The organism is Pseudomonas sp. ACN8 (genome assembly GCF_002303925.1).
GTDB lineage: Bacteria > Pseudomonadota > Gammaproteobacteria > Pseudomonadales > Pseudomonadaceae > Aquipseudomonas.
Genome location: NZ_MRCS01000002.1, coordinates 65,947 through 82,726, shown reverse-complemented (window position 1 = coordinate 82,726; position 16,780 = coordinate 65,947). Strand labels below are relative to the sequence as shown.

17 protein-coding genes are annotated in these 16,780 nt (G+C 61.5%); 5 read left to right on the top strand and 12 right to left on the bottom strand.

The annotated features are described in order from the left end of the window. Positions 1-5: 5 nt before the first annotated feature. From mrdA to BSF44_RS01630, 5 genes are all read right to left on the bottom strand, one after another. Complete coding sequence (gene mrdA / locus BSF44_RS01650; protein WP_095941980.1) at positions 6-1,901, bottom strand: penicillin-binding protein 2; 1,896 nt, start codon at positions 1,899-1,901, stop codon at positions 6-8. A gap of 10 nt (positions 1,902-1,911) precedes the next feature. Then, positions 1,912-2,379 (bottom strand): 23S rRNA (pseudouridine(1915)-N(3))-methyltransferase RlmH, encoded by a 468-nt coding sequence (rlmH, locus tag BSF44_RS01645; RefSeq protein WP_008052376.1) that lies wholly within the window; start codon positions 2,377-2,379, stop codon positions 1,912-1,914. Positions 2,380-2,388: 9 nt separating this feature from the next. Further along, entirely contained in the window at positions 2,389-2,883 is a 495-nt protein-coding gene (rsfS, locus tag BSF44_RS01640; RefSeq protein ID WP_095941979.1) for a ribosome silencing factor, read from the bottom strand. Between the two features lie 73 nt (positions 2,884-2,956). Then, entirely contained in the window at positions 2,957-3,646 is a 690-nt protein-coding gene (nadD, locus tag BSF44_RS01635; RefSeq protein ID WP_095941978.1) for a nicotinate-nucleotide adenylyltransferase, read from the bottom strand. A 1-nt stretch (position 3,647) separates the two neighbouring features. After that, positions 3,648-4,919 (bottom strand): glutamate-5-semialdehyde dehydrogenase, encoded by a 1,272-nt coding sequence (locus tag BSF44_RS01630; protein WP_095941977.1) that lies wholly within the window; start codon positions 4,917-4,919, stop codon positions 3,648-3,650. Between the two features lie 188 nt (positions 4,920-5,107). Here BSF44_RS01630 and BSF44_RS01625 point away from each other — a divergent pair, with 188 nt between their 5' ends. Both BSF44_RS01625 and BSF44_RS01620 read left to right on the top strand, forming a co-directional pair. Continuing rightward, positions 5,108-5,806: a DNA-3-methyladenine glycosylase gene (locus BSF44_RS01625; protein WP_256588930.1), complete on the top strand. Its 699-nt coding sequence runs from the start codon at positions 5,108-5,110 to the stop codon at positions 5,804-5,806. A 158-nt stretch (positions 5,807-5,964) separates the two neighbouring features. Continuing rightward, positions 5,965-7,281 (top strand): bifunctional DedA family/phosphatase PAP2 family protein, encoded by a 1,317-nt coding sequence (locus tag BSF44_RS01620; protein ID WP_095941975.1) that lies wholly within the window; start codon positions 5,965-5,967, stop codon positions 7,279-7,281. A 6-nt stretch (positions 7,282-7,287) separates the two neighbouring features. Here BSF44_RS01620 and BSF44_RS01615 read toward each other — a convergent pair whose 3' ends face one another. The 3 genes from BSF44_RS01615 to BSF44_RS01605 are packed head-to-tail and all read right to left on the bottom strand — an operon-like array spanning position 7,288 to position 8,964. Beyond that, entirely contained in the window at positions 7,288-7,878 is a 591-nt protein-coding gene (locus BSF44_RS01615; RefSeq protein WP_053162726.1) for an LON peptidase substrate-binding domain-containing protein, read from the bottom strand. A gap of 10 nt (positions 7,879-7,888) precedes the next feature. Next, positions 7,889-8,605 carry an LrgB family protein gene (locus BSF44_RS01610; RefSeq protein WP_095941974.1) on the bottom strand — a complete coding sequence of 239 codons (717 nt, stop codon included), beginning with the start codon at positions 8,603-8,605 and terminating at the stop codon, positions 7,889-7,891. Further along, complete coding sequence (locus BSF44_RS01605) at positions 8,602-8,964, bottom strand: CidA/LrgA family protein (RefSeq protein WP_095941973.1); 363 nt, start codon at positions 8,962-8,964, stop codon at positions 8,602-8,604. The genes BSF44_RS01610 and BSF44_RS01605 overlap by 4 nt, the downstream gene beginning before the upstream one ends. A gap of 193 nt (positions 8,965-9,157) precedes the next feature. Here BSF44_RS01605 and BSF44_RS01600 point away from each other — a divergent pair, with 193 nt between their 5' ends. The 3 genes from BSF44_RS01600 to BSF44_RS01590 all read left to right on the top strand — a co-directional run bounded on the left by BSF44_RS01600 (position 9,158) and on the right by BSF44_RS01590 (position 12,115). Then, positions 9,158-9,613 carry a MaoC family dehydratase gene (locus tag BSF44_RS01600; protein ID WP_095941972.1) on the top strand — a complete coding sequence of 152 codons (456 nt, stop codon included), beginning with the start codon at positions 9,158-9,160 and terminating at the stop codon, positions 9,611-9,613. A 114-nt stretch (positions 9,614-9,727) separates the two neighbouring features. Further along, positions 9,728-11,446 (top strand): C13 family peptidase, encoded by a 1,719-nt coding sequence (locus tag BSF44_RS01595; protein WP_095941971.1) that lies wholly within the window; start codon positions 9,728-9,730, stop codon positions 11,444-11,446. 27 nt (positions 11,447-11,473) lie between these two features. After that, positions 11,474-12,115, top strand: coding sequence for an oxidoreductase (locus tag BSF44_RS01590; protein WP_095941970.1), 642 nt, complete (start codon positions 11,474-11,476; stop codon positions 12,113-12,115). Between the two features lie 132 nt (positions 12,116-12,247). Here BSF44_RS01590 and BSF44_RS01585 read toward each other — a convergent pair whose 3' ends face one another. From BSF44_RS01585 to BSF44_RS01570, 4 genes are all read right to left on the bottom strand, one after another. Then, positions 12,248-12,532 carry a YceK/YidQ family lipoprotein gene (locus BSF44_RS01585; protein WP_095941969.1) on the bottom strand — a complete coding sequence of 95 codons (285 nt, stop codon included), beginning with the start codon at positions 12,530-12,532 and terminating at the stop codon, positions 12,248-12,250. Continuing rightward, positions 12,525-13,157, bottom strand: coding sequence for a flavin prenyltransferase UbiX (gene ubiX, locus BSF44_RS01580; protein WP_095941968.1), 633 nt, complete (start codon positions 13,155-13,157; stop codon positions 12,525-12,527). The genes BSF44_RS01585 and ubiX overlap by 8 nt, the downstream gene beginning before the upstream one ends. After that, positions 13,154-14,503 carry a UDP-N-acetylmuramate:L-alanyl-gamma-D-glutamyl-meso-diaminopimelate ligase gene (gene mpl / locus BSF44_RS01575; RefSeq protein WP_095941967.1) on the bottom strand — a complete coding sequence of 450 codons (1,350 nt, stop codon included), beginning with the start codon at positions 14,501-14,503 and terminating at the stop codon, positions 13,154-13,156. Before mpl ends, ubiX begins: the two co-directional genes overlap by 4 nt. A 157-nt stretch (positions 14,504-14,660) precedes the next feature. Beyond that, a complete protein-coding gene (locus BSF44_RS01570) occupies positions 14,661-16,574 on the bottom strand; it encodes a sigma-54-dependent Fis family transcriptional regulator (RefSeq protein WP_095941966.1) in 1,914 nt (637 codons plus the stop codon). Between the last annotated feature and the right edge of the window lie 206 nt (positions 16,575-16,780).

Sequence of the window (16,780 nt, the reverse complement as noted above, 5' to 3'; positions counted from 1 at the left end):
CGAAGTTATTCATCACGGGCGGTAGCCTCTGCACTGATAGGGCTGGCGTATTCGGGCTTCAACCGACCGTCCTGGTCCAGGAGCCAGGCGTCCATGACCTGACGCACCACCGGCGCGGCCACGCCGGAGCCGGACTCGCCGTTCTCGACCATCACCGATACTACGATTTTCGGGTCGTCGGCCGGCGCGAAGCCGACGAACAAGGCGTGGTCGCGATGGCGTTCCTGAACCTTGGAACGGTCATACTTCTCACCCTGTTTGATCGCGACCACCTGGGCCGTACCCGACTTGCCGGCGATCCGGTATTGCGCGCCGATCGAGGCTTTGCGCGCCGTACCACGGGCACCGTGCATAACCTGCTGCATGCCGTGGTTGACCTTGGTCCAGTCCGACGGGTCGCGCAGGATGATGTCCGGCATCGGATTCTCATCCACCGGTTTCACGCCCTCGATGGTCTTGGCCAGGTGCGGACGATTCCAGATGCCTTTGTTGGCCACCAACGCAGTGGCCTGGGCCAACTGCAACGGAGTCGACTGCATGTAGCCCTGGCCGATCCCCAGAATCAGCGTCTCGCCCGGGAACCATGCCTGGCGACGGGTCGCACGCTTCCACTCGCGGGACGGCATCAGCCCCGGCGACTCTTCGAACATGTCCAGGGAGACCTTCTGGCCAATACCGAACTTGGTCATGTATGCCGACAGCCGATCGATCCCAAGCTTGTGGGCCAGGTCATAGAAGTAGGTGTCGTTGGAACGCATGATCGCCGTATCGAGGTCGACAAAACCGTCGCCGGTACGGTTCCAGTTACGGTATTTGTGATCGTAGTTGGGCAGCATGTAGTAACCGGGGTCGAACACTCGGGTCGACGCCGTCACCACGCCGGCATCCAGGCCGGCAATCGCTACCGCCGGCTTGATGGTCGAGCCTGGTGGATACAGACCGCGCAGCACGCGATTGAACAGCGGCCGGTCGATGGAGTCGCGCAGCTCGGAATAGGCCTTGAAGCTGATGCCGGTGACGAACAGGTTCGGGTCGAAACTCGGTTGGCTGACCATCGCCAGCACTTCGCCGGTTTTCGGGTCCAGCGCTACCACCGCGCCACGACGACCACCGAGCGCAGCTTCGGCGGCTTCCTGCAATTTGATGTCCAGGCTCAGGACGATGTCCTTGCCGGGAATCGGATCGGTACGCTTGAGCACCCGCAGTACGCGGCCCCGGGCGTTGGTCTCGACTTCCTCGTAACCCACCTGGCCGTGCAACTCCGGCTCGTAGAAACGCTCGATGCCGGTTTTGCCAATTTGATGGGTGCCGCTGTAACTCACCGGATCCAGAGTCTTCAGCTCTTTCTCGTTGATCCGCCCCATGTAACCCACCGAGTGCGCAAAATGCGCACCCTGCGGATAGTGACGGACCAGTTGCGCGACCACTTCCACACCTGGCAGGCGGAACTGGTTCACGGCAATTCGCGCGATCTGCTCTTCGGTCAACTCGAACAGGATCGGCACCGGCTCGAACGGCCGACGCCCCTGGCGCATGCGCTTCTCGAAAACCACCCGATCTTCAGGCGTCAGCTCCAGCACCTGGACGATTACATCGAGCACTTGCTGCCAATCGCCAGAGCGCTCGCGGGTCATGCTCAGGCTGAAGCTGGGCCGGTTATCGGCAATGACGACACCGTTGCGGTCGAAAATCAGCCCACGGGGCGGCGGAATCGGCTGCACATGGACGCGGTTGTTTTCCGAGAGTGTCGAGTGATACTCGTACTGAATCACCTGGAGGAAATACAGGCGCGCGATCAGCACCCCAATCAGCGCCACCACTGCAATGGCCCCGAACACGACGCGGCCACGCACCAGACGGGCGTCTTTTTCGTGGTCCTTGATGCGGATCGGCTGGGACATGAGGGCAGAGCTACTTGTGGTAAGGGTGACCGGACAGCACGGTCCAGGCACGGTACATCTGTTCGCCGATCAGGATACGCACCAGCGGGTGCGGCAAGGTCAGCGGCGACAACGACCAGCGCTGGTCAGCCCGGGCACAGACTTCCGGCGCCAGCCCTTCGGGGCCGCCGACCATGAAGTTGACCGTGCGCGAGTCCAGCCGCCAGCGATCGAGTTCGACCGCCAGTTGCTCGGTGCTCCAGGGCTTGCCATGGACTTCGAGAGTGACAATCCGCTCGTTCGGCCCGACCTTGGCCAGCATGGCTTCGCCTTCCTGACGGATGAAACGGGCCACGTCGGCGTTCTTGCCACGGGTATTGAGCGGAATTTCCACCAGTTCCAGCGCCAGTTCGGACGGAAGACGCTTGGCATATTCATGCCAGCCTTCTTCCACCCATTTGGGCATGCGTGAACCGACGGCGATCAGTCGCAGTCGCACAGCGGTCCCTTATTCCTGGTCTTTGTTGAGCTTGTTGAAGTGCTCGTGACCCACTTCAGGGCTGTGGTGCTTGCCATCGGCCGCACGGCTCTGCTCGGCACCTTTCCACAGGCGCTCCAGGTCGTAGAACTGACGGGCGTTGGAGGTCATCATGTGGACGATCACGTCGTCCATGTCCAACAGCACCCAGTCGCTGTCGCCCTTGCCTTCTTCACCCAGCGGCTTGATACCCAGGGCTTTGACGGCCTCGCGAACCTTGTCCAGCATCGCGCCGATCTGGCGGTTGGAGGTACCGGTGGCAATGATCATGTAGTCAGTGATGCTCTGCTTGTCGCGAACATCGATCACCAGCACGTCCTGGGCCTTGACGTCTTCCAGGGCGGCTACGGCGATCTTGACCAGCTCGTCGCCTTTAGGCGGCTCGGCAGCGAAGACCTTTTCCGGCAGCGGGGCACTCTTGAATGTGCCTTTGCGTTTTACTTTGCTTTCGTTGTTGCTCGTCATATAAAACTCGTTTTGCTCGTTTGTTCGGGCGCTTCAATACACGTTGTTGCCACGTGCCTTGAGGCACTCCTATTCAGTTCGACGCACGGTAGAGTCCGTGCGCATCGATGTAGGCCAGGACCGCGTCGGGCACCAGGAAACGTACCGACTTACCGCTGGCCAGCAGTTGACGGATCTGGGTGGCGGATACCGCGAGCGGTGTCTGCCAGACGAATGCAATCTGTCCGCTCGGCCCTTTGAGGGCCAGCGGGTCGCTCACCGAGCGCGCTGCCAGCAGGTTGCGCAAGGCATCCGGCGGTTCGCTGTCGGCATCCGGGCGTTGCAACACCAGGATATGGCAATGCTGGAGCAACTCTTCCCAGCGGTGCCAAGTGGGCAGGCCGCAAAAAGCGTCCCAGCCCAAAAGCAGAAAAACCTGGTCATCCGCGGCCAGTTCGGCGCGCATCAGTTCCAGGGTATCGATGGTGTAGGACGGTTTGTCCCGCTGCAATTCGCGGGCGTCCACCACCAACGGCGCCACACCGGCCACCGCGCACTCGACCATCGCCAGACGGTCTTTTGCCGACACCTGCGGTTTGTCTCGATGGGGTGGCCTGGCACTGGGTGTCAGGCGCAACTCATCGAGCGCCAGGGTTTCGGCGACTTCCAGTGCACCGCGCAAATGGCCGATGTGCACCGGGTCGAACGTTCCGCCCAGCACGCCAATGCGGCGAGGGACTGGCTCGCTGACGGTGACCGGGGCTGACGGGTCGAAGTCGCCCAAGTCAGGCCGGCTCCTGTCCGCGCAGCTGCCCGTCACCGACCACGATGTACTTCTCGCAGGTCAGTCCCTCGAGGCCCACCGGGCCACGGGCGTGCAGCTTATCAGTAGAAATGCCGATCTCGGCACCCAATCCGTATTCGAAACCATCGGCGAAGCAGGTCGGGGTATTGATCATCACCGACGAGGAGTCGACTTCAGCCACGAAACGCCGGGTGTCGCCCTGGTGTTCGCTGACAATCGAATCGGTGTGATGGGAGCCGTAATGATTGATGTGCTCGATGGCCTGGTCCAGTCCGTCCACCACGCGGATAGACAGAATTGCCGCCAGGTACTCGGTGCTCCAGTCTTCCTCGGTGGCCGGCACGGCATCGATGATCGCCCGGGTACGCTCGCAACCACGCAGCTCGACGCCTTTTTCGCGGAACTGTGCCGCCATCGCCGGCAGGAAATCCTTGGCAACGGCTTGATCCACCAGCAGCGTTTCCATGGCACCGCAGATGCCATAACGGTAAGTCTTGGCGTTGAACGCAATGCGCTGGGCCTTGGCCAGGTCGGCGTGCTCGCTCACGTAAACGTGGCAGATGCCGTCCAGGTGCTTGATCACCGGGACGCGGGCGTCACGGCTGACGCGTTCGATCAGGCCACGGCCGCCGCGCGGCACGATGACATCAACGTACTCAGGCATGGTGATCAGCGCGCCGACGGCGGCACGGTCGGTGGTTTCGACCACTTGCACCACCGCGGCCGGCAGATCGGCCTCGGCCAGGCCGCGCTGAATGCAGGCGGCGATGGCGCGATTGGAATGAATCGCCTCGGAACCGCCACGCAGGATAGTCGCGTTACCGGACTTCAGGCACAGGCTCGCGGCATCGATGGTCACATTCGGCCGCGACTCGTAAATGATTCCGATCACGCCCAATGGCACGCGCATCTTGCCGACCTGAATACCGGACGGACGGAAGCTCATGTCGCGGATCGCGCCGACCGGGTCCGGCAGCGCTGCTACCTGACGCAGGCCGACGATCATGCCGTCGATACGCGCCGGGGTCAGCGCCAGGCGTTCGAGCAGGGCCGGCTCAAGACCATTGGCGCGACCGGCAGCCAAATCCTGCTCATTAGCCGCCGTCAGCTCGGCGCGGGCAGCGTCCAGCGCGTTGGCAGCGGCCTGCAGGGCGCGGTTCTTCTGCGCGGTACTGGCACGGCCGATCACGCGGGAGGCTTCGCGGGCAGCGCGACCCAAGCGGGTCATGTAGTCAAGAACGGACTCAGTCATGGTCTGGCGTGGTCTTTGATTAGGTCTTGGTAAAGAGTAAAGCGACAGATTATAGCTGTCGCGCCCACCGACTAACAGCGGTGACGGGCGGATGGTCGAAATGAGGGCAATTTGCCGATGTTCAGCCGGGATTAAGCTGCAAATTGTTATCATCACGACTCATTCAGCCCTGACAAATGCCGGTCATCATGTCCAACCTGACTGTTCGAGCGTCCGCCGCGAGCCTGCCTACGGGCCTCCCGGACGCGTTTTTCGACCGTGACGCGCAAATTCTGGCCCGGGATTTACTGGGCAAAGTCATTCGCCATCGGGTTGGTGATCTGTGGCTCAGCGCCCGAATCATAGAAACCGAGGCCTATTACTGCGCAGAAAAGGGTAGCCACGCGTCCCTCGGCTACACAGAAAAGCGTAAGGCTTTGTTTCTGGATGGCGGCCACATCTATATGTATTACGCCCGGGGCGGCGATTCACTGAATTTCAGCGCCCAAGGGCCGGGTAACGCTGTGCTGATCAAATCCGCCTACCCGTGGGTCGATCAATTGAGCGGGCCGGGCAGCCTGGCACAGATGCGATTGAACAACCCCGATGCCCAGGGCCGCCCTCGCCCGTCACAAAAACTCTGCGCCGGGCAAACCCTGCTGTGCAAGGCACTGGGCCTGAAAGTACCGGTGTGGGACGCCAAACGCTTCGATCCTGAAGTGCTGCTGGTAGAACACGTCGGCCAGACGCCTGCCCACATCATCCAGACCACTCGGCTGGGCATTCCCCACGGGCGCGATGAGCACCTGATGTACCGCTTTGTCGACGCTGCCTATGTGGCTTATTGCACGCGCAACCCGCTACGACGGGGCCAGATCGAAGGTCGCGATTATTTTGTGCTGTCCTGAGATTGATCCGGATTTTGAAACTGAAGGAATCCCCTGTGGGAGCGAGCCTGCTCGCGATGAGGTCAGCACAATCAACATCACTGTTGACTCAAAGTGCGCTATCGCGAGCAGGCTCGCTCCCACAAGTAGAAAATTGAACATTTGATGGAGTGGTTTTTATGGGCCCATGGCTCGATAGCGTGACCGGATGGCTGGCGGTCAACCCGCAATGGCTGGCAGCAGCGGTATTCATCGTGGCCTTTGTGGAATGCCTGGCGATTGCCGGGCTGATCGTTCCTGGCACGGTGTTGCTGTTCGCCGTGGCGGTACTGGCAGGCAGTGGCGCGCTGACGCTCAGTGAGACACTCTTGCTGGGTTTCGTCGCCGGGGTGCTGGGCGACGTCATTTCGTATTTTCTGGGGCGGCACTTCCATCAGAACATCCGGCGCCTGCCGGGCTTGCGCCATCATCCGGAATGGATCGCCGGGGCCGAGTCATACTTCCAGCGCTACGGCATCGCCAGCCTGCTGGTCGGGCGCTTTATCGGGCCCCTGCGGCCAATGCTGCCGATGGTGGCCGGCATGTGCGACATGCCTTTCCCGCGCTTCTTCGCTGTCAGCCTGCTGGCCGGCGCGGGTTGGTCGGTGGCTTATCTGCTGCCTGGCTGGGCCACGGGCGCGGCCATTCGCTTGCCGCTGCCTGAAGGTTTCTGGCTCCAGGCCGGGGTTGTTGCCGGTAGCATCGCGGTGATGGTCGGCTTGAGTGCGACCAGCAGCCTGCGTCGGCATCGCCACGCGACGTTGTTCATTACCGGGATGAGTCTGCTGATTCTGGCGGGGCTGTTTATCGGTTACTCGCACCTGTCTGCACTCGATCAAGGGGTCATGACACTGGTGCAGGAACATCGTAACCCGATGCTGGATGAAGTGGCGGTGGTCTTCACGCTGATCGGCGAATTCCGCAACATGTTGCTGTTCAGTGCGCTGCTGACCGGTTTGCTGCTGCTGATGCGGCAATGGCGGCACGCGATTTTCGCGGGCGGCACGCTGCTCTTCACGGCACTGGCCAATACCGCGACCAAGTACTTTTTCGCCCGCGTGCGCCCCGAAGTGTTGAGCGACCCGCTGACCAGCTACAGCATGCCCAGCGGCCATGCTTCAGGATCTTTCGCGCTGTTCCTGACCCTCGCCGTCCTGGCCGGCCGTGGGCAACCACCCCGGATGCGCCTGACCTGGTTGTTGGTGGGCTGCCTGCCCGCAATGGCGATTTCGCTTTCGCGGGTTTACCTCGGAGCGCATTGGCCGACGGATGTATTGGCCGGCGCGATGCTGGCGGCGTGTGTCTGTGCGGCGAGCCTGTGGCTGATCCAGCGCAAGGAACCGCTCAACGCCTTGCCTCCCAAGGTCTGGTGGCTGGTATTGCCGGCGTTGCTGGCATTGTTCGGATTCTTCGTGCTGAGGCATTTACCGCATACGATGTTGCGGTATGCGTACTGACAGCAGTCAGGCAAACAGTTCGCCCTGCAACTCATCCAGCAACGCCTGAATCGCATCCAGTCGTTGCTGCGGGTCATCGAGTTGCAGCAGGTCGATCTTGTCCACTTCAGCGAAGGGCAACAGGTACGCCAACTGATTGGCCAGCGACTGCTGGCCGGTCGCTTCGGTGCCCATGTTCAAGGCTTCAACCATCGGGTGTTCCGCCAGGGCCTTGAGCAAGGCCACCAGGTCGGCGTCCTCATCCTGCAGTGGCTGCTCCGGTTCGTCTTCCAGCCACTCGACCTCGGCGACGGTCAACTGATCGCGCTGAACTTCCGTTCGCAATACATGGAAACGTCGTCCCCCCTGAACCCGAATTCCCAGCAGGCCGTTGTCCTGCTGCTTGAAATCGGTGATCAGCGCCTCGCACCCGACCAGGGCGTAACCCGCCGGGGCGATCCCGACTTCTTCGCCTTCGAGGATGCACACCACGCCGAACCCGCCGCCCTGCTTCATGCAGCGGCCGATCATGTCCAGATAGCGCGCCTCGAAAATCTGCAAATCGAGGATGCAGCCTGGAAACAGCACTGTATTGAGCGGAAAAAGCGGCAGACTCATAGACATTTCCTTACACCACCATCGACACCGCCAACGGCAGCAACACCGCCGTGGCCACACCCATCAGGCTCATCGCCAGCGCCGCAAAGGCGCCGCACTCTTCACTTTCCTGCATCGCCACCGCCGTGCCGACCGCGTGGGCGGTCATGCCCAGCGCCATGCCTCGGGCTTCCGGGCTGTGCACGCCGAGACGGCTCAACAGGGCCGGACCGAAAATCGCGCCGATCACACCCGTAATCAAGACGAACACCGCTGCCAGCGCCGCGACACCACCGATCTGCTCGGCCACCAACATGGCGATAGGCGAAGTCACCGATTTTGGCGCCATGGTCATCAGGATCATGTGCTCGGCACCGAACGACCAACCCAGCAACACGCCCATCCCCGTGGCCACCACCCCGCCTATCACCAGCGTAGTAAATATCGGCCAGAACAACTGCCGAATCCGTCGCAGATTGAGATAAAGCGGCACCGCCAGCGCAACAGTGGCCGGGCCGAGCAAAATGCTGAGAATCTCGGTGCTCTTGCGGTACTCGGCGTAGGTCAGGCCGCAGCCCACCAGTACGCCGATCACCAGCAACATGGAGACAAGCACCGGCTGCAAAAAGATCCATCGGGTTTTCTCGAATGCCGCCAGGACGAGTTGATAGGCGCCAAGGGTAATGCCGATACCAAACAAGGGATGATGAATTACCGACACCCAGGCGCCGTGCCAGTCGAAGATCATTGGCCGTCCTCGGAGTGAGCGTGACGCTTGACCATGCGCTGCATCAGCACCCCGGCGAAGGCCATGGAAAGCAGCAGCGACAACACCAGCGCGCCGACAATGGCCCAGAAGTCCGCCGCGATGTCAGCGGCGTAGACCATCACGCCCACGGCCGGCGGCACCAGCAACAGCGGCAGGTAGCGCAGCAGGCTGCTGGCCGCCAGGTTCAGCGGCTCGCCGACCTGTCCGCGACAGATGAGGTACACCAGCAACAGCAGCAACCCCACAATCGGTCCCGGCAGCACCGGCAAGAACAAATGATTGATCGCGGTGCCGAGCAATTGGAACAGCACCAGCCACGTCAGGCCCCGTAACAACATCAAAGATCTCCCGCAAAATCCGTCACCCGCATTGGCCAGACATTATAAGCATGCTCGCGCTATAGACCGGCATTCGCCAAAAACATGGTCAGTTGACCGGAGCGTTTGGCCATGTTGATCTAACGTGGTAAGTCGGGAGGTCAGATCCCCGCAAGCCAAAAACATAAAACCGATGAACCCAAGGAGAGTCTCAATGCCCTATGTTCCAGTTGCAGAGCTCAAAGATTATGTCGGCAAGGAACTCGGACGTTCCGAATGGCTCACCATCGATCAGGACCGCATCAACCTGTTCGCCGAAGCCACAGGGGATTTTCAGTTCATCCACGTCGACCCGGTCAAGGCCGCGCAAACGCCATTTGGCAGCACCATCGCTCACGGCTTTCTGACGCTGTCGCTGATCCCGAAACTGATGGAAGACATCCTCGTCATGCCCGAAGGCTTGAAGATGGTGGTCAACTACGGCCTCGACAGCGTGCGTTTCATCCAGCCGGTCAAGGTCAATTCGAGAGTGCGCCTGAAGGTCGACCTGACCGAAGTCATCGAGAAGAAACCCGGCCAATGGCTGCTCAAGGCCACCACCACCCTGGAAATCGAAGGTTCGGACAAACCGGCGTACATCGCCGAACCTCTGTCCCTGTGCTTCGTCTAAACCGTCCTGGATGCGAAGCAGCTCATGCTGTTTCGCGCCCTCACGCGGTACCTCACCCTATATATGGACACATAGCTGCGGCATACTCCCTCGCCTAATTGCCCGGAATCCGCTATGCGCCCACTTGCACTCCTTGCCTTGACCCTGATGCTCACCGCTTGCGGCGACGGCGAATCGCCTTTGCCTCCCGACGCCCGCCTGCCGGACGGCGGACGCTATCGCGGTGACCTGGTCAATGGCTTGCTGCAAGGCAAGGGGCGCATCGACTACCCGAACGGCAGCTGGTACGCCGGCGAATTCGACAAGGGCCAGTGGCAGGGCCAGGGCGAATGGCATGGCAGCAATGGCGAAGTCTATCGCGGGCAGTTCAATCAGGGACTGTTCGACGGCCAGGGGGCACTGACCACCAACGCCAGCAGCTACAGCGGCGGCTTCAAGGCCGGCCGGCGCAACGGCGAAGGCACCCTCAAAGAAAACGGCATGAGCTATCGCGGAGAGTTCAAGGCCGATCAATACGCCGGCCTGGGTCGCCTCGAACTCGAAGACGGCAGCTCCTACCAGGGTCAGTTCGCCCACGGCAAACCCAATGGCGAAGGCCAGCGCGGCGACGGCAACGGCAATCAGTTCACCGGGCACTTCGTCGACGGCCAGCTGGAAGGTAACGGGACTTTCAACAGCGCCGATGGCGACATCTATGTCGGCAGCTTCAAGAACAATCAACTGCACGGCAAGGGCCGCTACGAGAACGCCGACGGCGATGTCTGGCTGGGCCAGTTCAAGGAAGGCTCGCTTAACGGCAAGGGCGAGTTGATCGGCACAGACGGCAGCCACTACATCGGCCAGTTCAATGACTGGCGCTTTTCCGGCCAGGGCCGCCTGAACCTGTCCGACGGCAGCTTTTACACCGGCCAGTTCGACAACGACAGTTACCAGGGGCGTGGCACATTGGTGTTGACCGACGGCACCGTGCTCAGCGGCACCTGGATCAACGGCCAGCGCGTACGCGATTCCGAGGGCAAATTATTGCCCGACACCCTGGAGCTCGGCCTGCTGGCCCAGGGGCGCTTGCTCGACGCCGCGTTGGCCAATGTTCCACCCTCGACCCCGGCGGTGGAGCTGTATTCATTGACCCTGGGTGGCGATGGCAAGCAAAGCGTGTTTCTGCGCGAATCCGACTACGTCGCCAACATGCTCAGCACCCGTTTCGGCACCTTTGGCCAGATCCGCCTGGTGAACCATCGCGACCACCTCGCCGACCGCCCGATGGCTACCCGGGAAAACCTGCGCCGCGCCGCCCTGACGCTGGCCGAACGCAGCGGTCCGGAAGACCTGATTTTCATCTACCTGACCAGCCACGGCAGCAGCGAACACGAACTGGTGCTAGACCAGCCGCGCATGGAGCTGGCCGATCTGCCAGCCGACGAGTTGGCCGCTGTTCTCGCCCCCCTGAAAAACCGCGACAAGATCATCGTGATTTCGTCCTGCTACTCCGGCGGTTTCATTCCCGCCCTCAAGGATGAACGGACCCTGATCATGACGGCCTCGCGAGCCGACCGGGTATCCTTCGGCTGCTCGGAGGAAGCCAACTTCACTTACTTCGGCGATGCCCTGTTCGCTCAGGCCCTGAACCAGACCGATGACCTGGAACAAGCCTTCAAACTGACCAAGGCCAGCGTCGCCGAACGTGAGCTGGCGGACGGTTTCGAAGCGTCCGAACCACAGATCTGGGCACCGAAAACCGTCCTCTCGCATTGGCAACTACTACGTAAACAGCAGGCACGAAAAGCCCTGCAAAGTGCGTCCAACGAAAGCAAGGATGCAAACAGCAACTAAGCTGAATAGTATCAAGGGAGAAACACTATGTACTTGACGCCTCAGCACGTATTGCTTGCCGGAGCCACCGGGCTGACCGGTGAACATCTGCTTGATCGCTTGCTCAACGAGCCAACGATTAGCCGGGTATTGGCCCCCTCACGCAGGCCATTGGCCGAGCACCCGCACCTTGAAAACCCCGTCGGCGACCCGGTGGAGTTTCTGCCGCAGCTGAACGGCCGTGTCGATATCGCCTACTGCTGCCTGGGCACCACCATCAAACAGGCGGGCTCGGAACAGGCGTTCCGTGCGGTAGACCTGGACATGGTCGTGGCCTTTGCCAAACGCGCACGGGAAATGGGCGCACGGCACCTGATCGTGATCAGCGCTCTGGGAGCCGATCGCAGATCCTCGATTTTCTACAACCGGGTCAAAGGCGAGATGGAGTACGCATTGCGCGCGCAGGACTGGCCGCAGCTGACCATCTGCCGCCCTTCGCTGTTGCTGGGTGATCGCACCGAACCGCGACTGGGCGAGAAAGTCGCTGGTCCGTTGTCTCGGCTGATCCCTGGCAAATACCATGGTATCGAAGCCTGCCAACTGGCACGCGCGATGTGGCGTCTGGCGCTGGAAGAGCAGGACGGGATCAGGATTGTCGAGTCGGATGAACTGAGGAAGTTGGGCAAGTAATTTTATGGTGCCTGAGCGGGCCTCATCGCGAGCAAGCTCGCTCCCACAGGATTTTCAGCGATTACAAAATTTGTGTACGACACACAATCCTGTGGGAGCGAGCTTGCTCGCGATAGAGCGCGAAGCGCTCTCTTACAATCCACCCGTCGCCTGAAAACTCACCCCTATCACTGTCAGCAACGACAATGGCAACAGCAGCGTGTCGAGCAATGCACTGGCCGGCAGATCAACGCCCGGATAGCTCGGCGCTTCGGCGCCGAATCGGTCCATCGCACAGCACCCACCGTTCAACGCGTACACATCCAGGCGAGTCCCCGAGTACACCACCGGTGCCCCCGGCTTGGCCGCATCGAGGGTGCGCACAGTGGCACACCCGGCCAATTGCAGCGCCAGCACTATCACCAGCAGCTTATTCATCGCTGGTCAGATGATGCTCGCCCCAGCGCGGCAACATATCCTGAGGAATATTGAGCAGGTTAAGGATCCGCGCCACGACGAAATCGATCAGGTCGTCGATGGTTTGTGGCTGATGATAGAAGCCCGGTGATGCCGGCAGGATTGTCACGCCCATGTTCGACAACTTGAGCATGTTCTCCAGGTGAATGCTCGAATATGGCGCTTCACGGGGCACCAGAATCAACTGCCGACGCTCTTTCAGCGTCACGTCGGCGGCCCGTTCGATCAGGTTGTTGCAGGCGCCCGTGGCGATGGCCGACAACGTACCCGTGGAACACGGCACTACCACCATTGCCGCAGGGGAGCCGGAGCCCGAAGCCACCGGCGACATCCAGTCCTCCTTGCCGTACACCCGAATCTGCCCGGCGGCAGCCCCCGTGTATTCGGTGAGGAACGCCTGCATCATCTGCGGCTTGGCCGGCAGCGTGACGTCGGTTTCGGTAGCCATCACCAACTGCGCGGCCTTGGAAATCAGGAAATGCACTTCACGATCTTCCCGCACCAGGCAGTCGAGCAGACGCAAACCGTACTGGGCGCCTGAAGCGCCGGTCATTGCCAGGGTGATGCGGTCCGGGCCGTTGTTCATTTGAGTGCCTCGGCCAGTTTTCCATGCAGGCCGCCGAAGCCGCCGTTGCTCATGATCACTACGTGGGTACCGGGCTGGGCCTGGCTCTTCACGCGCTCGATGATGCCTTCCAGGGAATCGCTGACAATCGACGGCACGGTGCACAGCGCCGCGGTGCCCGCCAGATCCCAGCCGAGGTTGGCCGGCGCGTACCAGATCACCTGATCGGCATCGACCACGCTTTCCGGCAATCCGTCACGGTGCGCGCCAAGCTTCATGGAGTTGGAACGCGGCTCGATGATCGCAATCAACGGAGCATCGCCGATGCGCTTGCGCAGCCCGTCGAGGGTGGTGGCGATGGCGGTCGGGTGGTGAGCGAAGTCGTCATAAATGGTGATACCACCCACTTCCGCGACTTTTTCCATCCGGCGCTTCACGCTTTTGAAAGCGCTCAACGCAGCGATGCCCATGGACGGCACCACACCGACGTGGCGTGCGGCAGCCAGGGTCGCCAGTGCGTTCGCGACGTTGTGCTGGCCAGTCATGTCCCACTCGACCTCGCCCTGGGCGACGCCTTCGAACATCACTTCGAACTTCGAGCCGTCTTCACTGAGCAGCTTGACCTGCCACTGACCGCCGGCACCGGTGGTTTGCACCGGCGTCCAGCAGCCCATCTCGATAACACGCTGCAAGGCCGGCTCAGTGGTCGGATGAATCACCAGGCCTTCACTCGGGATGGTCCGCACCAAGTGATGGAACTGCCGCTCGATGGCCGGCAGGTCCGGGAAAATGTCCGCGTGATCGAATTCCAGGTTGTTCAGGATGGCCGTGCGCGGACGGTAGTGAACGAACTTGGAGCGTTTGTCGAAGAACGCGCTGTCGTACTCGTCGGCTTCGATGACGAAGAACGGCGTATCGCCCAGGCGCGCCGACACCGAGAAGTTTTGCGGCACGCCGCCGATCAGGAAACCCGGGGCCATGCCCGCGTGCTCCAGCACCCAGGCCAGCATGCTGCTGGTGGTGGTCTTGCCGTGCGTACCAGCAACCGCCAGTACCCAGCGACCTTGCAGCACATGATCGGCCAGCCATTGCGGGCCGGAGACGTAGGGCAGGCCTTTGTTCAGCACGTACTCCACAGCCGGGTTGCCCCGGGACATGGCGTTGCCGATCACTACCAGATCAGGGGCCGGATCGAGTTGCGCCGGATCGTAGCCTTGGGTCAATTCAATGCCCTGGGCTTGCAGCTGAGTGCTCATCGGCGGATAGACGTTGGCATCGGAGCCCGTCACGTGATGGCCCAGCTCCTTGGCCAGAACCGCCATTGACCCCATGAAAGTGCCGCAGATACCAAGAATATGAATGTGCATAGTCGACCTCGTAAAACATGGCCGCAGGTTAGCTTAGGGAGGGGAAAATCGCACCTTGTGTTTCAGATCTGAAGGCGTCTTCGCGAGCAGGCTCGCCCTCACAAGGACTGCGCAGCCCCTGTGGGAGCGAGCCTGCTCGCGAAGGACGCGACGCGGTCTACCGGGCAATACCGTGTTTACGCAGCTTCCTGTAAAGCGTATTGCGGCTGACCCCCAACTGCTCCGCCGTGTTGGTCATGTGCCAGCGTGTCTGCTCCAGCGCCGTGAGCAACGCCAGCCGCTCGGCATCTTCCAGCGGATGCTCCGATACCTCTTCAATCGTCGACACCACCGGCCGCGCCTGACGAATCATCGCTGGCAAATCCTCCAGGCCAATCCGCCCGTCCTCACACAGGGCGGTCAACGTACGCAGCACATTTCGCAACTGCCGCACGTTGCCCGGCCAGGCGAACCCCAATAAAGCTTCCCGCGCCGGCCCGTCGATCAATACGGTTTCTCCGCCCGCCTCCTCGGCCAGCAGAAAATCGAGCAACCGGGACTTGTCGCTACGATCACGCAAGGCCGGCAGCGCGACTTCCAGCCCGTTGAGCCGGTAATACAAATCCTCACGGAAGCTGCCGTCCTGCACACGGTCGAGCAAGTTACGGTGAGTGGCACTGATGATCCGCACATTCACCGATTCCGGCTCGCCGCCGATCGGCACCACTTGCCGGTCTTCGAGCACCCTCAGCAAGCGCGTCTGCATGGCCAGTGGCATGTCACCGATTTCATCGAGGAACAAGGTGCCGCCGTCGGCCTGTTGCAACTTGCCGCGCATGCCTTCCTTGCGCGCACCGGTAAAGCTGCCGCCGCGATATCCGAACAGCTCGCTTTCGATCAGGCTTTCGGGGATGGCCGCACAGTTGAGGGCAACAAAGGCTTTCTCTGCCCGCTGGCTGGCGTGGTGCACCGCTTTGGCAAAGGCCTCCTTGCCAGACCCGGTTTCGCCGTTGATCAGCAGCGGCACGTCGCGCTCATAGACGCGCAAGGCTTTGCGGAAATCCGCCTGCAACGTCGCGTCATCCAGGCAAATGCCCGACAGGCGTGGTGCTTGTGCAACCTTGGGCGCTGGCACCATCGGAGTCGGCAGCGGTCGCCGTGCCTCACCACGCAATACCGCGAACAGCTTGCGACCATCACGGGTGCGCAACGGCCAACTGGCGGCGGCATTGGTGCTCGCGCGACCGAGCAACTCATCGAGCGAGCAATCGAAAAACGCCTCCACCGGTTTACCCAGCAAGCCGCCGCGAATATGTCCCAGCAGGTTCAGCGCACTCTGATTGACCGCACAAATGCGCCCTTCCCCGTCGAACGCCAGCAACCCTTCGCTGAACAAACCGACGGACTCGGCCTGCAAGTGAAAACGCAGCAACCATTGATTGTCGAAGCAGCGCAGGAAGTAGCAGCTCTCGATCATCTTCGCCGACAGATTGACCAGGGCCATGGTGTGGAACTGACTTTGCCGCGACACATCGCGCCGCGCCGACGACACGTCGAGTACCGCCAGCAATTCGCCATGGGGATCGAAGACCGGGCTCGCCGAGCAGGTCAGGCCGGTGTGGCGGCCGCGAAAGTGTTCGTCCTGATGGATGGTCAGCGACTGACGCTCCACCAGGCAGGTGCCGATGCCGTTGGTGCCTTCACAGGCTTCGCTCCAGTCGGCACCGAGCCAGAGGCCGGCGCGCTCGAAAATCTGCCGTTCGGCGGGCGCGGTAACGCAGTTGAGGATCACGCCGCGGGCGTCGGTCAGCAGCACCGCATGGCCGGCGCCGGAGAGTTGTTGATGCAGGCTGGTCATTTCATTGCCGGCGATGTGCAGAACCTGCTGCAAGCGTTCGCGGCTTTCCAGGACACGGCCATGTTCCAGCACCGTCGGCGCGATGCTCAGGGCCGGATCGAGATGATAGTCCTCAAGGCAGCGCAGCCAGGAACGGGCGATGGACGGATCGCTGCCAGGACCGTGCAGGTGGGTCTTGCCCTGGGTCACCGTCAATACTTGCTGGGCATGGCGACTCAAATGGTTGTCGTGCATTTCTTATTATTCTCCCCGGGGCTCGGCGTCCCGTGCATGAGGTGATGCCGAGCATCCTCCAGCCCGGCCCGCATTGCAATGCCTGCAAGACCGGTTGGTCACAAGCTGTGCCAAAAAGGGTACAAAGTGTCACCAGAGCTGTACCGAAAGCGTCACAGGCGCTGCCCGCCCGTCCGACAAAAAACTCGCAAGGCCTTGATTTACCT